We start from the raw sequence: 19,040 nt of genomic DNA on the forward strand, positions 1-19,040 counted from the left end.
TAAAGGGCTTCGGGAAGCTTTCTTGTGCCGTTTGGAAGTTTACCGGACAGCAATAACAATAAATAAAAGACAGTAGCAATGAAGAATATACGAAAAATAATGTTGACATGTTTTGCTGCGATAAGTCTTTTAGCAGCAATTCCCTCCACGGCTCAGAGCACTCTGCCTACAGGGGCTTTGCCAATGATTGTGGCTCCTCACAATCAGACTCTCAATTATAAGGAACGCACTTTATGCTTCGATATCACAGCCAACGTAGACTATACCGCAACAAGTGATGTAGCTTGGGCCACTGTGACAAAGAGCCAGAATGGTATCTTTGTGCATGTGGATCAGAACTATTATGGTGAGAGCCGTATAGCTAATATAACTTTCAAAAGTACGACGACAGATCTTAGCCAAGTGCTGAAGCTGACACAGCAGGCTGATGCTAGTGCAAACGAACTTCCGCAAGATCCTGTTATTCGCCCAACAAATGTTACGGCCAATAATTCTATGTCGGGTCATTCCGCAAATCTGACTCTCGATAAGGATTATGCTTCTATTTGGCATACTGCTTGGGGAGCAGGTGGCTTTAATGTTACCGAATCAAATCCAGCTGTTTTGACTTATTCCTTCTCGGGCAACAATCAGATTGATTATATCAATTATGTTCCTCGTCAGGATAGCCAAACGAACGGTTCTTTTGAGAAGGTGCAAGTGTTGATTCGTCTTCAAGATGAAAGTGCTTTCATTCTATACAAGACGTTTAACTGGTCTGGTGACAACTCAGTTAAGCAAATATCCTTTGGAACTCCGCTCAAGAACGTTGCGCAGATTCAGTTCCGCGTATTGTCTGGCGCAGGCGGTTTTGCAAGTTGTGCTGAAATGGAGTTCCGTCAGCGTACTTCAATGTCAGCTTTTGATATCTTTACCGATGACCTCTATACAGCTTTGAAACCTGGTGTAACAGAAGCTCAAATTGATACGATTAGTGTACCTCTGATTCGTGCTCTGGCTCATCAGATTTACGATGGTACTTATTCAACAAAATATCGCGTAGCAGAATATCCTTGTTATAATTCTCCACGCTATTACAGCAAGCTTTGGAATGCTCCAGGTAAGTATTACGACCAACTTTCTGGCGTAACAGGTATCAATATCCCTTCTGGCTCAACCACAGCAGTGGTTGTGCGCGGTATACCAAGTGGTATGAATGTTACGTTGAAGGTTGTTGCATGGTACGAAGGAAAAGATGGGGGTAATTTTGATGGTGGTAACCCTATTACTTCTACTTTTGCTCTCAACAATGGTATCAATGTCATTAACTACACTTTTGGCTATGATGGTTTGGCTTATATCTGCTACACGGCAGAGGGCAACTCTTCTGATTATGCCCCAATAAAGGCTCACTTTATCAATGGCCAGGTCAACGGCTATTTGAGTCCAGAGAAGACGAACGAAGAAATGCACGCACTGACAGGAAATGCAAAGAATATTTGTATGGATGTTGTTGGCAAACATGTTCACTCTGTCTGGACTTCTAAGGGGTTGCACAATTATTGTAAGTCAACAGATGGTACTAGTATAGGCTATCGTCAGTATATGAATGTACTTGATACACTCATTACTTGGGAGCAACGTTTGTTGGGCTTTGAGAAATACAATTCTCTGCCTAATCTCCGCACTATGGCTTATTCGAACTATACCTATTATATGTTCCAAGGCGGTTTCGGTGTAAGTTTCCACCACACTCAAGAGCGCCGCGTGCTTAATTGTAGAACGCTTGTCTACAATGATGAAGATGCAATCTGGGGTCTCTCTCATGAATGGGGACATCAGCACCAGATGTTGCCTTACTTCAACTGGGCTGGTATGTCGGAGGTTAGCAACAATATGAACTCCTATTATAATGTGATGCACATGGGGTATCCCTATGATCGTGAAGGTCAGTTCCGTAATTGGATAAACTTTGCCAATAATGTTGTACTGAACGATAACGCTTATGCCAGTGAAAGAAAAGTCAGTGAGCATCGTCGTCAGGCGTTCTTACACCAAGACGAAGTAAACTGGAACGCAGAATTACAAGATTTCACAAGAACAACGGGGGCAGACTCTGTTATAACGGCTTGCAGCGTAGACGCTACGCGCGGTTGGGCATTGCAGGATTTAGGCGTAAACCATGCGCTTGCTCCGCTTGTTGACCTCTACAATTATTTCTCTGAGAATGGTTTCCCTGATATTGCTCCGGGTTGGTATGAAAGTCTGCGTCAGTCTGACAATGCAGAAGGTTCTAAGATTGAAAAGCAGAATGGTCTCGACAAATATGAATTGTTGGCATCTGCTCAGAATGGAAGTAATGTGAAATGGAATGCCTATAAGACAGCTTATCCCACATCGATTTGGACAACTCATAATTTTGTAGCTCCATCTCGCGGTTGGTATAGCAATAGCGTGCCATTTATTTTCAACTACATCCGCAAGGTGAGCCGTTTGACAGGCTATAATCTCACTCCGTTCTTTGAAAAGTGGGGTTTCCTACGTCAGGTAAGTATGCGTGTGGGCGACTATGGTGATAAATGGTATATCCTCACACCGTCTATGTATGATGAATTTGTTCAGGATATGGATGCTCTCGGTTTGCAGGAATGCAATGCAGAAATGATTCGGACAATTTCAACTTATAAGGGTAAGCGCTTTGCGCGCCCTACATTTCCTAACTAAATAGGTGGAATATGTTTATATTTTATCCCCGGCTTTCAGAGTCGGGGATTTTTATTTTTAGTCGTAGCTGTTTTCAGTGTCTTTGCAGATAGTTTAGAGTTGAGGTTTTCCTTATTGTATCTGCGAATACAATAAGGATGTCAGCTGATATCCTTATTGCATTTTGAAACGCTATAAGGATATTTTTATACGCTTTTGGAGAGAGTGGGATTTCGGCTTTGTCGTACCCGAAAACTGGAGAGAAACGAAAGGTAATATGTACTGAATTTTTTTTAACTTCGCAATATGGAAGTGATATTATATATAGTAATAGGTGTGGTACTTGGAATGGCCATTGCTTATGTGCTACATCAGAAAAGACTGATGCAGCTAAATTTAGAACTGAGGCAGAAAACAACTGAGCTTCATCTGCTTCGTGAACAAGCAGATAAGGAAGCTCAGTTGCGAGCAGAGAAGCTAACAGAACAGATGAATGCCACGAAAGAACAAATGACCAATTTGGCGCAACAACTGTTAGAGCGGAATGCGGAAAAATTGAAGTCGGAAAATACAGATTCAATTGGTCAGATTACGCAACCATTGAAAGAAGCCATTGGAGAGATGCGGCGAGAGCTTACTCAAAACCGTGAAACATCAGCTGCTAATTCGGCTACATTTCAAGAACAACTCCGACAGATGCTTGAGAGCAACGAGCGAGTGGGGGAGAAAGCTGCGAATTTAGCTCAAGCTTTGCGTGGAGATAATAAGGCACAAGGAAATTGGGGGGAGGTGATTCTCGGTAATTTGCTCTCATGTCAGGGACTGCGCGAAGGGATTGATTATGATTTACAAACTCGCTTGCGTGATGATTTGGGACAAGATCTAAAAAATATCGATACAGGTGCATCGATGCAGCCCGATGCGATTTTGCATTATCCCCATGAGCAAGATGTTATTATAGACGCAAAAGTTTCGCTCAAAGCTTATGACGATTATGTGAATGCACAGAGTGAAGAAGAATGTACAGCTGCATTGGCGGCTCATGTGAGGAGCATACGTGATCAGTATCAGCGTTTATCGAAGAAAGATTATAGTAGTTATGTTCAGGCTCCCCGCAAGTCGATAGACTTTGTGGTGATGTTTGTTCCAAATGAGAGTGCGCTACAACTGGCTTTGACTGCTGACTCCAAACTATGGTATGATGCCTTCGACCATAAAGTGTTGATTGCTGGAGAATTGAATCTGATGGCGATATTGCGTATCATTCAGATTGTTTGGCGGCAATATCAGCAAGCGGAGAATCAACAGCGAGTTTTCCTTATAGCTGAAGAGTTGTTGGACAGGTTAGGCGATTTCTTGAAGCGTTATCAGAAACTTGGAGATGCTTTGCGCAATTCGCTGAAAGCATACGAAGATGCAGAGAAAAAAGTTTTCTCAGGCCGACAGAGTGTTGTTCGAAAAGGCAACGAACTGAAAGCTCTGGGTGCGAAAGAGAATCCGAATCGCCCCATACCTTCAGAGCGTGCAGATATGGAGCAATTGGAACAAGAGGAGGAGATGGTTTAACAGCTTTCTTTTTTACATGTTGATAAAATACAAGCACTACTTACTGATTGTAGGTAGTGCTTTTGTCTTATGATGAAATCTCTGTTTATTTCAAAAGCTGGTTCTTTTCATCTGGGAAAATAACGGAGGGTTTGTGAGCTTTAGCCTCTTCTGGTGTAAAGCCCGCATAGCACATAATAATAACAATATCGCCTACTTGAAACTTGCGGGCGGCAGCTCCATTCAGGCAGATACAGCCACTTTTGCGTGGACCAGGGATAACGTATGTTTCAATACGCTCTCCATTATTGTTGTTGACGACGTGCACATGCTCATTTGGCAGGATACCTGCTGCATCCATCAAATCTTCATCGATGGTTATACTACCCATATAGTGCAGATTGGCCTCTGTAACTGTGGCACAATGTATCTTTGCTTTTAGAAGATCTAGAACCATAAAACTTAACCTTTATATTTGATGTTATCAATGAGTCGGATAGGTTTCTTACCGCAATACACAGTGATGCACCCTTGAATTTCAGTGGCATCGGTCCATGTTCGTACATTTTGCAGCGTATGCGCATTGACAATCTCGAAGTATTCCACTTCCAGTCCGTCTAACGCATTAAGAGTATTAACAACAAAGTTGTGCGTTTCTCTTACACTATGGTTTTGTGCATAGTCAACGCTGATAAAGAGAACTCTAGATATGTTTACTGCCAACTTTCGTTCTTTTTCTGTTAATAAAGTATTACGACTGCTTAGGGCTAATCCACTTCCTTCACGAACAATAGGGCAGGGGCAAAGTTCTACGGGGATATGTAGTTCTTCAATCATTGCACGAACAACTGCTATTTGCTGGAAGTCTTTTTCTCCAAAATAAGCACGATGAGGTTTTACCATATCAAATAGCTTACTTACTATCTGACACACACCATTGAAATGGCCTGGACGGCGAGGACCTTCCATTACGCTTGTAATAGGGGGATAATCGAAATGGCGAGTGTCTGGTTCTGGGTAAATTTCTTCTGCATTGGGTGCGAAGACATAATCCGCTCCGATGCTTTCCAATAGTTGTGCATCAGCTTCCAGAGTGCGGGGATAGTTAGCTAAATCGTTTTTATCGTTGAATTGTGTGGGATTAACAAAAACACTAACAACGGTAATGTCGTTTTCCTTAACAGAGCGAGAAACAAGAGAGGCATGTCCCGTATGTAAAGCCCCCATCGTGGGAACAAGACCAATGGTCTTGCCTGCTGTGCGCTCCTGTTCTAGGAGATCCGTAAGTTCCTTTACGGTTTTTGCAATATACATCTTTAGTTTGTGTTTTGGGTTGTGGCATTCTTTGAAAAACACCCTAAATTTTCGAGGCGTAAAATTACGGTAAACTGATAGAAAAAACAAATTCCCTTATTCTAAACATACTCAGAGTGGTGAGAAACATAGAATTTGCGATTTGGAGTGCTCATTTTTTCGGTTTTTTTTGTACCTTTGCACTGGAATTAAGTTGAAGGCTAGGACATATTCCTTTATTTCAGAGATATGTTCTTTCATATTAAAAAACTAAATGAAAGCAGATAAAGTTTTATTTATCACCCAAGAGATAATCCCGTATGTCCCAGAGACTCCAATGGCAAGAATGGGACGAAAGCTCCCTCAATTAGTACAAGAGTCGGGCCGTCAGATTCGAACATTTATGCCGAGGTGGGGGAATATCAACGAGCGTCGCAATATGTTGCACGAGGTGATCCGCCTTTCGGGAATGAATATCATAATCGATGATACAGATCATACGCTTGTGATAAAAGTTGCCTCTATTCAACAGGCACGTATGCAAGTCTACTTTATCGACAACGATGACTATTTCCAAAATCGCGGTATGTTAGCAGATGAGGAAGGAACGGAATATCCTGACAACATCGAACGTGCAATATTCTATGCTCGAGGCGTGCTTGAAACTGTTAAAAAATTACGTTGGATTCCAGATGTCATTCATTGTCATGGATGGATTTCTGCCGTTGCCCCTTTATTGATAAAAACAGCTTATCATAATGAGCCTGCTTTCCAAGACACAAAAGTAGTATTCTCGGTGTATGGTGAAACTCCAAAGAATAATCCTGCTGCTAATTTTCGCGAATGCTTGAAGTTCCGTAACATTGATGATCAATTATTGGATAACACAAACATTGATTTTTCTAGTCCAGATGCTTTGGCACAATTAGCAGTGACCTTCAGTGATGGACTAATTCAGACGGAAGAAGGTGTGGCAGTAGAAACACTAGACTTTGCTCGTAAAATAGGAAAGCCTATCCTTGAGTATCCTGGCGAACCTACGAGCGATGCCTATACTGCTTTCTACGAAACGCTTTAATTGGATTGACAATTAGATAGTACGAGTTTAGCGAATTTATGTCAAGAAGCTCTTTCCCTTTCTCAGACAAAATTCGCTAAATTCGTGATATTTCGTTAAACAAATCTTGTTGATTTATTTGAATTCTTTATCTTCGCGGATAATATAGAGCAGATTTTATTATTGTGCTGAGCACAGAATCTGCAGTCTAAATAGCTAAATATATATCAATGAAGTATACTGCCCCCTTATTTGCTTTTGCTCTTGTCGGAGCTCTTGCGTCTTGCAGCGATGATACAGCAACACTGGGAACAGGTGTTTTGCCTGGATTTGATAAGATTGCCACGTCTCAGGCTACCTATAGTGTGACATCACGTTCAATTAAGATGGATTCTGTTTTGGCCAATACGAGTACTTGTTATTTGGGTTCAATCGTAGATCCAGAAAGTCATGCTACAACTTCTTGCAATTTTTTGGCTCAATATCATATGCGAGAGAATTACTCGTTTCCTGCCAAGAATCGTATGGTAAGTGTGGATTCTTGTGATATTCGTCTCTATTTTAAGACCTATTATGGCGACTCTCTGACAACGATGAAGCTCTATGTACAGGAATTGGATACGAACAAAATAATGAAGGAAGGAGCACACTATTATACTACGATAAATCCTGCACAGTACGTGAGTGCCACGAGTCCTTACCAGAAGACGATAACTTATAGTGTTCGTGATTTGACAGGACGTGACTTGCGCACAAGTGCAGACTCTTTTAAAGGGAGTGTTGTAGTGAGACTGCCAAAAGAGTACGCACAATACATTGTCAATAAGTATTACGAAAATCCTGCATACTTTAAAAATTCTTATAGCTTTATTCATCATGTCTGTCCAGGCTTTTATTTTAAGACGAGTGACGGAGTTGGCTCTATGCTGAAAGTAGAAACAAGCTATTTGAATCTGTATTTCCGCTACCTTCAGAAGACAGCTACAGGGAGAGATAGTATCTGTAGTGGACAAGAATCTATGGCTGCTACGGAAGAGGTTATTCAAAATACGCACGTTGATAATCAATTGCCCACCGGAATGCTTAGTGCCACGAACCAGTATTCTTATGTGAAATCTCCCGTCGGTATCTATACTGAGGTAGCATTGCCAGTTGATGATATTGTAGGAGGAAACCACTATACTGATTCTATCAATCAAGCAAAAATAACTTTCCGTTGTTTGAATAATACCATTTCTGGAAATTATACTCTGACGAAACCTTCAACACTTATTCTGTTACCGAAATCAGAGATGTATTCATTCTTTGAAACAAAGACATTACCAGATAATCTAACAAGTTATACGGCTGATTATAACTCAGACTATAACGCATACGTTTTTAATAATATAGGCCAGTTGCTTTCGACAATGAAACGCGCCAGAGATAAAGGAGCTGGTGTTGTCGTTGGTGAATCTGAAGCAAGTCGGCGCGCAAAATATGCTGCTTGGGAATCAGTTAATCCTAATTGGAATAAAGTAGCACTTCTACCTGTGAGTTCAGAATATACGACAGTGAAAAATAACCTGACGGGAGAAACTACTCGCCAACTTCTTCGAGTTCGAAACGAATTAGGCCTGTCGAGCGTTAAATTACAAGGAGGCCCAACAGGTAATAATCTGTCAATTTCTGTTGTTTATACAAAATTCGAAAAATAAGACTACAGCCTTCTCTTTTGAGAAGGCTTTTTCATCGCAATAAATGAAAGCACTACTTTTTGCTGCGGGACGTGGAACTCGCTTGAAACCTCTGACAGATACAATGCCAAAAGCTTTAGTACCTGTTGCTGGAAAACCTCTTTTATGGCATACACTGACTCGTCTGCGTGAGGCAGGAGCCACAGAGGTTATTGTAAATGTACATCACTTTGCTGAACAAATCATTAGCTATTTGAATAAGCATGATTTTGGAATACCTATTCATGTGAGTGATGAACGCGGAGAACTTCTCGATACGGGGGGCGGGCTGCGTCAAGCTATGAAACTTTTCACACCTAATGATAATCCCATATTGATTCATAATGTGGATATTCTTAGTAACGCTCCTTTGCGTGAGTTTTATGAGTCAAATAAAGATGCTGATGCAGCCTTGATGGTTAGTGAACGTATGACAACTCGTTATCTTCTTTTTGATGAGAATAATTATTTGCGCGCTTGGACCAATATTCAGACAGGAGAAGTACGTACGCCTTTTCCGAATCTGGATATAATTCCTTTACGCCGATATGCTTTTAGTGGCATCCATTTAGTATCTCCTCGTTTGCTCTCTTTTTTAGAAGAGTTTCCAAGGATTTTTCCTATTATGGATTTCTATTTGCAGACCTGCGACAAACTGTCGTTTCGAGGAGTTTTTTCTTCAAATCTCCGCTTGCTTGATGTAGGTAAACAAAATACGCTAAAGGAGGCTGAAGATTTTATTCTCACGCTCTGATACTCTGATGCAGGAAGCGGTTTTGTATCTTTTATAAATGAATTGCTGTCTGGTAGAACGGTGAAATTCTGTTTCTTCGTCTGCCAGACAGCAATGATTTTATAGAAGAAGTTCTTTAGTCTCTCTTAGCGCCCAATAACGGGCGGAGCAAGGAGTTGAGCTTGCTCACCAATAATGGAGAATGCTTCCTTTTCGAAGTGGTTCCTTGTTGATGCTTGCACAGATGTTGGTCTTGGTAAGTGTGCTTGATCAAATCTTACAAATTCATCAAAGTTGTAGGTCCATGATTCGCCAAAAGCTGTAGACATTATACGTTTGTATATAGCCTCTCGTGATGGTGCATTGAACCCATGTCGATTGTGAAACATCATGCTATCATCTGTAGGGCGCCATCCTCCATGAAGATAGCCTAAAGCACCTTCGTAGATACCAAGCTTCTCTCCGAAGAAATCTCGTGATTGGTAGTTCTTATTAGCTAAGATATGATTCCAAGGAGTTCCTGTAGCAGAAAAAGAAATGTTATGTGCCCATCCATATTTTTTCTGTAATTCGCTGTATTTGTTCACTTGATCAAGAGGAATGCTTGTATTGTTTGATTCATAGGCATATTCGTCAAGTAATTTAGCCAACCCGTGTCCCAAAGTCTCATGACATAGAACAGCTCTATAGGCCTCGCTTTTAGCATCATTATTGACGAGTGGCACATACGCAATAGCAAAATTGCTCATCTTTCCATCGAAAGAAATACCAAAGTTTGTTATTCCTGCATACTGTGGGCTATTAAGAATAACGGCGGTAACTACTTCGTGTAGGCGACTTTCTGCTTTGAACTCTTCAATGTTCTTTACGGCTGCCAGAACCTTGTCGAAATTACCAGTTATAAGCGAACTTCCATTTCCTTTAATTTCACAGTCGAGTGCTGTTTTGTATTTTTCACCGAATGCATTGTTTTGAGAGACAAGAGTTACTTGCCATACATCGAAGTATTCGCGGAGTGATTTTACGGGTTCTTCAGTGAAGAGGTTCTCCATTGATTGATTCATAATCTCATCGTAACGACCTGAGTTAATTTCTTGGTCCACGAAACCATCTCCCATGAGAACAAGAGGGATACCAGCCCCTTTGGTATGTTTCTGTAATTGTTTTACGGAATTATTGCGAGAATAATCCGTGGAAGTTTCAACGGGTAAACCTTCTTGTACGATGCTGAATAGTCCAGAGGTGATGTAAACTTTATTGTGATCGTTAGGATTTACAATGCGAATGTAGAAAGATGCACTTCTCTTCTCATGTGTGTCGTTAGGAGCAACGGTGAATTGATATTCACTCTCTTCCAATCCTTCATTTGTTTCGCTTGTTTTGCTTCCTACGTTAGCATCTTTCTTTGCCTTAATCCAAGTTGGTTTTGCAGATTGCGAAACGAATAAAAGTTTATATCCGCGTATGTTTGAAGAAAATTTCACGCTTAAATCTCCACCTTTGATATCAACATTGTAAATCTGCTGATCAAAATTAATAACATCGGCCATTTCTTGAGAAAATTTAAGATGACTGCTTCCTGCTGTGGAGGTTAAGAGTAATATGCCTTCGCGAACTTTTCCTGTGTTATTATATGTTTTTGCAATAATTTTTACTTCCTGCTTACCTGCAGTACCTGTCATGGGCGATACAGTTGCCCAGTCCACGTTTACACTTGCCTTCCAAGATTCAGGGCAGGAGAAACTGACTTCTTTTTTACTATTTTTCTCAACTCCCAATTTTAAGGAAGATTCTGGTGTTGTCACCGTAAAGGGAGATGATTCGCTACCATTATTTTCCGATGAACAAGCTACTAGCAAAAAGATGCTAGATATTGCAAGCACCCAACTAATCTTGGCTTTCATATGATATAAAAGTTAAAGCCGTTCCAAAGCCTTGAAAGTTCTAGAATATACTTTCTTGCATTGGAACGGCGTTGTTTATGTTTTTTTATTTGGAAGGAGCGGTCAAATCTAAACGCTTAATCTCTGTTGTTTGAAGTCCATCATCACTCATACCGATGACTATTACATGATACTTTTTACCAGCTGTGATATTTTGATCAACACTGATTCCTGTTTCTGCATTAGAGATCGTCTGTTCTCCAGAACGGAGCAGCTTGGAAGCTCCCCAGTTGTAGTTTCTTACTACACCCATTTTTTCAGCATCACCCATACGTCCCATTAGGAGTTCAAAGTCTTTGCCACCATAGTTCTTCTCTACGTACTCATCCTCTACAAAGGTTACAAAATATTTCTCTGTGTTAGAGGAAGGTACAACTTTAACAACGGATACTACCTTACCATCTTTGAGAGTTTGACTAACAGACGTCACATTGAAAGTCATCTTGCTGGTTGCCTTCCATTCAGGAGTAGTAAATTTTACTTTTACAAATGGAGTGGAAAGTACAACTGGATTCTTGGGGTTTTCTTTGTATTGGAATTTACATCCGTAAGAATAGAATATGTATGTTTTCCCTGGACTCAGAATTCTAGTTTTCCAAGAGTGATTTCCTTTTTGACACGCACTTTCCATCTTAACATACCAAGGAACGAAAGGAGGAGGTACTGCCTTATAGTAGGAAAACTCATAATTAGCGATAAAGATAGAGTCTGATTCGTATTTCGCGTATTTATCCCATTCTGTCTGAGCTGTTTGATAAGGCATGTTAGGATCAGTAGGAGTAACATTAAAAGTTGCGCCACGATAGCTTAATTCTGTTACTTCCATTTTGAAAGGTGAGGGCGACGTTGTTACTTCTGCACTGACTGATTTAGATTCTAGTTGTGGAGATTTTGCTATAAGACTGAAAGTGTACTTCGTGTCGTAGGAGAGGAGAAGTTCTTTGCTCTCAGTGATTTCTACGCTTGTAGTGGCAGTTTCGCCCTTGGCAATTGTGGTATTCACTCCATCTATGTTTGTTGAAAGTTCATAGACATAAGCAGTTGCATTTTTTACTTCTGTCCATGAGAAACTCAACTTGATAGGGTTGTCGTCCGTTTGCTCATGTTGTACAATTTCAGGAGTTGCCAAAGTTGGCTTCTCTGTTTCATCACTGCACGATACAATCCCCATGAGAATTACACTCATGAGCAACATCCATTTCATTAGATTCGTTTTCATAGGTTTTTTGTTTGGTGAATACTAAGAATCTTTAATCATTATTTGGATTTTATAATGATGGCTGCAAATCTAAGTACTTTCTTTATATATCCCAAACAATTTTTATATTTCTTTTCTTATGTTACGCTACTAATAGGGGACATTCCTCCCTTATAGTATCTGTTTGCAGATACTATAAGGGAGTCAACTGATAGCCTTATTCTGCCAGCTGACATCCTTATAGTGTTTTCAAACATCCTTATAGTATTTTTCTTCCTCTTTTATCAAAAAAATACGCTTCAGATGTTTTCTTTGATTGTGTGAGTATTTAATTTTAGTAGGATATGTTTTTGGGAGAGTGGCATTTTTATAGTGGAACTTTAGAAGTTTTGTAAATTTTGATTGGAAGATGTATCAAATGGGCTGTTAGAGTATGGACCTCGGGAAAAAGTATTGTTTGTGCTTGATTTTAAGATATAGAAAAAGCTCCAAGTTCAACTTGGAGCTTTCTGTATCTTTTTATCCGAAAGAAGAGTTTAATGAGCAGCCATAAATTCTTCTAAGAATCGTTTGTCATTTTCAGAGAATAAGCGAAGATCACGAACACGATATAGCAAGTTGGCAATGCGTTCAAGGCCTAGGCCGAAAGCATAACCGGTGTATTTCTTACTGTCAATGCCGTTAAGTTCAAGAACATTCGGATCAACCATTCCACAACCAAGAATCTCTACCCAACCAGTACCTTTACAGAGAACGCAATCATGGTCACCATTATGACCAGTACCTCCACAGATGTGGCAACTAATATCCATTTCCGCACTGGGTTCAGTGAATGGGAAATAGCTTGGGCGCATACGTATTTTTGTTTCAGGGCCGAACAATTCACGCGAGAATGTCAACATAACTTGCATGAGATCTGCAAACGAAACTTTTTCGTCAATATAAAGCCCCTCCAACTGATGGAAGAAGCAATGGGCGCGACTGCTTATTGCTTCATTGCGATAAACACGTCCTGGACAGATCACGCGAATAGGAGGCTCCGTTGCTTCCATAACACGAGCTTGGACTGAGCTTGTATGAGAACGGAGTACAATGTCGGGGTGCTGTTCTACAACAAAAGTATCTTGCATGTCTCGTGCTGGATGGTCAGCAGCAAAATTCATAGAAGAGAATACATGCCAATCGTCTTCAACTTCAGGACCTTCTGCCATTGTGAAGCCCATCCGATTGAAAATATCAATCAAGCGATCACGAACGAGGCTGATTGGATGGCGTGTTCCTATTTCAATGGGGTAGGGCGTACGCGTTAAATCAAGATCGCTATGGTCGTCTTCTTGAGTAGCTAAGCTTTGTCGAAGAGAATTGATTTTATCTTGAAAGGCTGCTTTTACTTCATTGATACGCATGCCTAATTCGCGCTTCTGCTCATTGGGAACATTGCGGAATTCAGTCATCAAGTCGTTGATGACACCTTTTTTGCTTAAATATTTAATGCGTAAAAGTTCAAGTTGTTCAGCATTTTTCGCTTTTAAATCCTCAACGTGTGCAAGGATCTCTTGTATTTTTTCTGCTAACATTACTTTTGTTTTTTTTCTAAGGCGCAAAATTAACTTATTCTATCAGAAGTGCCAAATAAAATCATTATCTTCGCGGCCATTATATAAAGTAACTCAATTCGTATATGAAATGCTTTTTAGGACTTTTCTCAGTTCTTCTCCTTCTTTTTTCTTGTGGAGGTAATAAACCTTCAGAGCAAAAAACAGTAAAAACGGAGGACACAACTGTAGTAAAAGATACATTGACAGATTCAACTAAACTGTCTGAAGCAGAACCGCCTGCAGCGGCCGATGGTGTTTTCGACGATTTTGCTTTCAACTTTATGTCAAACCGCCGTTTTCAATCGGAGAGAATTTCTTTTCCTCTCAAATATGTTGTAGATGGAAAAGAAACACAGATAGAAAAAGCAAAGTGGAAGTTTGACCCGCTTTATTCTAAAAATGAGGTTTACACGATGATTTTTGATTCAAAGAAATCAATAAAAAATCAGAAGGATCCTGATCTCGCTCATGTTGTGGTAGAATGGATTTATTTGAATAAAAATCGAGTGAAACAATATGTTTTTGACAAAAAAAATGGTCGCTGGATGATGACCTCTTTAATAGATGAACAACTTAAGGAAAATGAAAATAGTGATTTCCTTAATTTTTATAAGAGATTTTCAAGCGATCGCTCTTATCAGATAAAGCACATACAGAGTCCTTTTTCTCTGATTTTGCAAGATCCTGATACATATAAGCCTATCTCTGGTGTAGGAGAGCCTGTTCAGTGGCAAGATTTTGCACCAGAACTTCCAAAGGGGGTGATTACTAATGTAAATTATGGGCAAAAGTATACAAATTCGATGCAACGTCTACTGATGGTAGCAGCATCGGATGGCGCAATGTCCAGTATTATTACCTTCAAAAAAGTACGCGGACAATGGATGGTGACGCGTTTGGAAAATAATTGAGAATGTTTAAGCAACAAAATTACTCGTTATTGAAGCACAATACATTTGGTATTGATGCACATTGCCGAATGTTCGTTGAATACAACTCTATAGAAGAATTGTATGAATTGCTTTGTGATACAAATCTTCCTAAACCATTGCTCCATATAGGTGAGGGAAGTAATCTCTTATTTACGAAAAATTTTGAAGGCACGATTCTCCACTCTCGTGTATTAGGTAAAGAGATTGTTGAGAATACTTCGGATTCTGTCCTTCTCAAGGTCGGAGCTGGCGAAGATTGGGATGATTTTGTGGATTGGACATTAAGTCATGGTTTTTATGGATTGGAAAATCTTTCTTTCATTCCCGGTGAAGTGGGTGCAAGTGCTGTACAAAATATAGGAGCTTATGGCACGGAGGCTGAACAATACATAGAAAAAGTTGCAACAGTATGTATAGCTACTGGCGAACCTCGTGTGTTTCAGAAGGAGGAATGCGAATACGCATATCGTAGCAGTATTTTTAAAAATGCGTTGCGTGGACAATATATTGTGACTCATGTGTATTATCGTCTTCAGAAAACTTTTCATTTAAATTTGACTTATGCCGCATTGCGCAGAGAAGTTGAATCAAGAGGACTGACCGAGGCAGATGTCACAGCGCATCAAGTTCGTGATATTGTAGTAGAAGTGCGTCGTAGTAAACTCCCAGATCCAAAGGAGATAGGAAGCGCTGGCTCATTTTTTATGAATCCCATTGTCAGCGAAGTAAAGTTTCATGAGTTGTTGAACATCTATCCTGAAATGCCTCATTATAAGATGCCTGCAGGTGTTAAGGTTCCAGCTGGTTGGCTTATTCAGCAAGTGGGATGGAAAGGGAAAACACTTGGTCGGGCGGGAGTTTATCCCAAGCAAGCCTTGGTGCTTATTAATCTAGGCGGTGCGAATGGACAAGATATTGTGAATTTGAGTGATGCAATTATACATGATGTTCAACAGCATTTTCAAATAGAACTAAAGCCTGAAGTAAATTTTATTTGAGATAGATTCATATAGATATGAAACTGACCTTTTTAGGGACAGGGACAAGTAGCGGCAATCCATCCCTTGGATGTGATTGTCGCGTTTGTTCTTCTGACGATTCGCATGATCATCGCCTACGCACTTCAGCCTTATTGGAAACAGAACGAGGGACTAGACTCTTAATTGATTGTGGCCCAGACTTTCGTTATCAAATGCTGCGTTGGATTTCATCACTTCCAGTGGATAGCTCTTTTCGTAATTTTTTATCAAGAGCAAAATATGGAAACAGTATTCCGCAGTTGATAGATGGTGTTTTGGTGACGCATTTTCATTACGACCATGTAGGGGGATTGGATGACTTGAGACCTTTCTGCATAGCTCGTCCAATGCCAATTTATGCCGATGCAAAGACATGTGATTATATACGAGAGAAATATCCTTATTGTTTTCATGAATCAAAGAATACTTTCGTGCCTCGTTTTCAAACAATTACTGTCCGTCCATTGAAGTCTTTCAAAATTAAAGAGCTATCTATTCTTCCTCTCCAAGTGATGCATGGGAAAATTCCTATTTTAGGATTTCGCATTGCTCAGATGGCCTATCTCACGGATTTAAAAACCTTGCCTGAAGAAAATCTATCGTTTCTTAAAGATTTAGATACTTTGGTTATTGATGCTTTGCAGCGAGATGGAAATCATCCCACTCATGAAAACATACAAGAAGCTTTAGCTCTGGTGAGAAGGCTTACACCGCGTCGAACATATTTGATTCATATGAGTCATAATGCGGGCTGTCATTCTGAGAGTCAAGCTTTTTTGCCTCCCTCGGTCTCTTTTGCTTACGATGAATTAGTGGTGGAAATTCCTGAGTAAGGATATTTTATATGATTTGAGCGAGAGAAAGTAGTCAAAATGCTTCTTTTTATTTAACTTTGCTGCGGTAATATAGGCTTTAGCCTTGTTGAAAACTGCGGAATGAAGAAGAAGTTAATACGCATTATGTGGTACGTCTATGGCGCACTTGTCGCTATATGCGTTCTAGGTGTAATTTCCATAAAGCAAGGATGGATTGGTTATATGCCTCCCTTGGATGAACTGAATGATCCTATTGACAAATATGCCTCTCAAGTTTTTTCTGCTGATGGAAAAATGTTAGGGACGTGGTCTCAAAAGGAAAACCGTATCTTTGTCCCTAAAGACAGTATTTCGCCTCATATGTTTGAAGCCTTAGTTGCAACAGAGGATTCACGTTTCTATGACCATTGTGGCATAGATGGTCGCGCTGTGTTACGCGCCATTGTAAAGCGTGGCTTTATGGGGCAACGCAGTGCAGGAGGAGGCTCTACAATTACGCAGCAGCTTGCTAAGCAATTATATTCTTCTACTGCTTCAAATACTTTACAGCGTTTGTTTCAAAAGCCTATAGAGTGGGTTATTGCTGTAGAGCTTGAGCGTCATTATACCAAAGAGGAAATAATGACGTTGTATCTTAATTATTTTGATTTCTTACATAATGCTGTCGGTATAAAGACTGCAGCAAAAGTCTATTTTAATAAAAGTCCCAAAGATTTGTCTGTGTCTGAATGTGCAATGCTTGTGGGAATGTGTAAGAATCCTGCTTACTTTAATCCCGTACGAGAGCCAGAGCGAGTTCAAGAACGTCGTAATGTCGTGCTTGATTTGATGGTAAAAGGAGGATATCTCTCAGCTGCAGAGTCGGAAAGTCTAAAACTGACAGATTTGGGGCTTCATTTTCGTCGTATAGATCATAAAGATGGTCAGGCAGCTTATTTGCGTGAGTATCTCCGACGTATCATGATGGCAGAGAAACCCAATAGGAAGGATTATATGGCTTGGCAGGAACAGCAATACTATCAAGATAGTCTTTCTTGGGAAAAAGATCCACTTTATGGTTGGTGTAAGAAGAATACCAAACGTGATGGTTCTAATTATAATATTTATACTGACGGACTTCGTATCATTACGACAATTGATAGTCGTATGCAGCAAGATGCAGAAGAAGCAGTCTATGGGCATGTTGCCAATTATTTGCAGAAGCAATTTAATAAAGAGAAAAAGGAAAGTGCGAATTTCCCGTATACGTCTTCAATTTCTCAGACTCAATTACGTTCTATTTTAGCTCGTTCTGAGCAACAGAGTGATCGTTATCGTGCGATGAAAGCAGCAGGAGCTTCTGAAGAAGAAATTCGCAAGGCTTTTCATACGAAAACTGATATGACAGTCTTTTCCTATCATGGGGAGATAGATACTGTTATGACTCCATTGGATTCAATCAAATACTATAAATCATTCTTGCGTGCAGGTTTGATTTCTATTGAACCACAATCTGGTTATGTGAAGGCCTATGTAGGAGGACTTGATTTTACACATTTCCAATATGATATGGCTATGGTAGGGCGTAGACAAGTTGGCTCTACTATGAAACCTTTCGTTTATGCCATGGCAATGGAGGATGGTCTTAGTCCGAATTATACAGTGGCTAATGTTCAACGTTCTTATGGCGGTTGGACTCCAAGAAATGGCAGTCGCAGTCGTTACGGTCAACATGTTCCTCTAAGTTGGGGACTTGCCCAATCTAACAACTGGGTAACGGCAAACTTAATGGCTCAAATAGATCCTTCAGGACATCGATTGATTGATTTCTTACGTGAAGTAGGTATATCCACTTATAAGCTTTACCCTTCAATGGTGTTATGTCTTGGTCCATGTGAAATTACCGTGGGCGAATTAGCAAGTGCTTACACGATGTTTGTAAATAAGGGTATTCGTTGTGCACCATTACTTGTATCTCGCATTGAGGATAGCCAGGGTAATGTCTTGGCTGAGTTTACTCCGCGCATGAATGAGGTCATCTCGGAGCAGAGCAGCTATAATATGCTAAAGATGCTTGAAGGAGTTGTGAATAGTGGAACAGCAGGACGTCTGCATTATAAATTTAAGCTTGAAGGCACATTGGCAGGTAAAACTGGTACAACGAATAATAATGCCGATGGCTGGTTCGTTGGAATTGTTCCTCGATTAGTGACTGCTTGTTGGGTAGGTGGCGAAGATCGCGATATTCATTTTAATTCTACAGCGATGGGGCAAGGTGCAGAAACTGCTCTTCCTATTTTTGCTTATTATCTTACAAAGATTTATCGTAATACAGCTTTGGGCTATTCACCGAATGAGAAATTTCCCTATGAACAACTAACTAAGTCAGTTAGTGGGAAACCAAAAGCTTCTTCTTTATCAAGTTCTGATGATTCTTTTTCTAATAATGCGGAAGATCCAAATAAAGAAAAATCTGCACCAGCTTCTCATGGGAAGTCTCAAGTCACGGGGGAACATTTATTTGATTAAAA

Annotated in this window: 14 protein-coding genes; 9 read left to right on the forward strand and 5 right to left on the reverse strand. The window is 40.2% G+C overall.

Features of this window, described 5'->3' with window-relative positions; genetic code table 11:
- The first annotated feature begins 78 nt into the window (after nucleotides 1–78).
- Nucleotides 79–2,703 carry a M60 family metallopeptidase gene (locus ABLA33_RS03290; RefSeq protein ID WP_347719229.1) on the forward strand — a complete coding sequence of 875 codons (2,625 nt, stop codon included), beginning with the start codon at nucleotides 79–81 and terminating at the stop codon, nucleotides 2,701–2,703.
- A gap of 285 nt (nucleotides 2,704–2,988) precedes the next feature.
- The gene (locus ABLA33_RS03295; protein ID WP_347719230.1) at nucleotides 2,989–4,248 is read left to right on the forward strand and encodes a DNA recombination protein RmuC; all 1,260 of its coding nucleotides are present in this window, start codon (nucleotides 2,989–2,991) and stop codon (nucleotides 4,246–4,248) included.
- An 85-nt stretch (nucleotides 4,249–4,333) separates the two neighbouring features.
- Here the strand turns inward: ABLA33_RS03295 and panD are convergent, their stop codons facing one another.
- Together panD and panC are read right to left on the reverse strand one after the other, a co-directional pair.
- Nucleotides 4,334–4,684: an aspartate 1-decarboxylase gene (panD, locus tag ABLA33_RS03300; protein ID WP_311490286.1), complete on the reverse strand. Its 351-nt coding sequence runs from the start codon at nucleotides 4,682–4,684 to the stop codon at nucleotides 4,334–4,336.
- A 5-nt stretch (nucleotides 4,685–4,689) separates the two neighbouring features.
- Nucleotides 4,690–5,541, reverse strand: coding sequence for a pantoate--beta-alanine ligase (gene panC / locus ABLA33_RS03305; RefSeq protein ID WP_347719231.1), 852 nt, complete (start codon nucleotides 5,539–5,541; stop codon nucleotides 4,690–4,692).
- 253 nt (nucleotides 5,542–5,794) lie between these two features.
- On the opposite strand from panC, the gene ABLA33_RS03310 reads away from it, so the two are divergent.
- The 3 genes from ABLA33_RS03310 to ABLA33_RS03320 all read left to right on the forward strand — a co-directional run bounded on the left by ABLA33_RS03310 (nucleotide 5,795) and on the right by ABLA33_RS03320 (nucleotide 9,046).
- Nucleotides 5,795–6,598 carry a glycogen/starch synthase gene (locus tag ABLA33_RS03310; RefSeq protein ID WP_311490288.1) on the forward strand — a complete coding sequence of 268 codons (804 nt, stop codon included), beginning with the start codon at nucleotides 5,795–5,797 and terminating at the stop codon, nucleotides 6,596–6,598.
- A 209-nt stretch (nucleotides 6,599–6,807) separates the two neighbouring features.
- Complete coding sequence (locus ABLA33_RS03315) at nucleotides 6,808–8,274, forward strand: DUF4270 domain-containing protein (RefSeq protein WP_347719232.1); 1,467 nt, start codon at nucleotides 6,808–6,810, stop codon at nucleotides 8,272–8,274.
- A gap of 43 nt (nucleotides 8,275–8,317) precedes the next feature.
- Nucleotides 8,318–9,046, forward strand: coding sequence for a nucleotidyltransferase family protein (locus ABLA33_RS03320; protein WP_347719233.1), 729 nt, complete (start codon nucleotides 8,318–8,320; stop codon nucleotides 9,044–9,046).
- Nucleotides 9,047–9,171: 125 nt separating this feature from the next.
- Here ABLA33_RS03320 and ABLA33_RS03325 read toward each other — a convergent pair whose 3' ends face one another.
- The 3 genes from ABLA33_RS03325 to pheS all read right to left on the reverse strand — a co-directional run bounded on the left by ABLA33_RS03325 (nucleotide 9,172) and on the right by pheS (nucleotide 13,743).
- The gene (locus ABLA33_RS03325) at nucleotides 9,172–10,929 is read right to left on the reverse strand and encodes a M64 family metallopeptidase (protein ID WP_347719234.1); all 1,758 of its coding nucleotides are present in this window, start codon (nucleotides 10,927–10,929) and stop codon (nucleotides 9,172–9,174) included.
- 85 nt (nucleotides 10,930–11,014) lie between these two features.
- Nucleotides 11,015–12,187: a hypothetical protein gene (locus ABLA33_RS03330; RefSeq protein WP_311490292.1), complete on the reverse strand. Its 1,173-nt coding sequence runs from the start codon at nucleotides 12,185–12,187 to the stop codon at nucleotides 11,015–11,017.
- Nucleotides 12,188–12,702: 515 nt separating this feature from the next.
- Nucleotides 12,703–13,743 carry a phenylalanine--tRNA ligase subunit alpha gene (pheS, locus tag ABLA33_RS03335; RefSeq protein ID WP_347719235.1) on the reverse strand — a complete coding sequence of 347 codons (1,041 nt, stop codon included), beginning with the start codon at nucleotides 13,741–13,743 and terminating at the stop codon, nucleotides 12,703–12,705.
- 104 nt (nucleotides 13,744–13,847) lie between these two features.
- On the opposite strand from pheS, the gene ABLA33_RS03340 reads away from it, so the two are divergent.
- The 4 genes from ABLA33_RS03340 to ABLA33_RS03355 all read left to right on the forward strand — a co-directional run bounded on the left by ABLA33_RS03340 (nucleotide 13,848) and on the right by ABLA33_RS03355 (nucleotide 19,038).
- Nucleotides 13,848–14,675 (forward strand): DUF4348 domain-containing protein, encoded by an 828-nt coding sequence (locus tag ABLA33_RS03340; RefSeq protein ID WP_311490294.1) that lies wholly within the window; start codon nucleotides 13,848–13,850, stop codon nucleotides 14,673–14,675.
- Nucleotides 14,676–14,677: 2 nt separating this feature from the next.
- On the forward strand, nucleotides 14,678–15,694 hold the full coding sequence (gene murB, locus ABLA33_RS03345) for a UDP-N-acetylmuramate dehydrogenase (protein WP_347719236.1): 1,017 nt from the start codon (nucleotides 14,678–14,680) through the stop codon (nucleotides 15,692–15,694).
- A gap of 17 nt (nucleotides 15,695–15,711) precedes the next feature.
- Nucleotides 15,712–16,548 carry an MBL fold metallo-hydrolase gene (locus ABLA33_RS03350; RefSeq protein WP_347719237.1) on the forward strand — a complete coding sequence of 279 codons (837 nt, stop codon included), beginning with the start codon at nucleotides 15,712–15,714 and terminating at the stop codon, nucleotides 16,546–16,548.
- 102 nt (nucleotides 16,549–16,650) lie between these two features.
- A complete protein-coding gene (locus ABLA33_RS03355) occupies nucleotides 16,651–19,038 on the forward strand; it encodes a transglycosylase domain-containing protein (protein WP_347719238.1) in 2,388 nt (795 codons plus the stop codon).
- The last annotated feature ends 2 nt before the right edge of the window (nucleotides 19,039–19,040 follow it).

The organism is uncultured Alloprevotella sp. (assembly GCF_963536905.1).
Taxonomy (GTDB): domain Bacteria; phylum Bacteroidota; class Bacteroidia; order Bacteroidales; family Bacteroidaceae; genus Alloprevotella.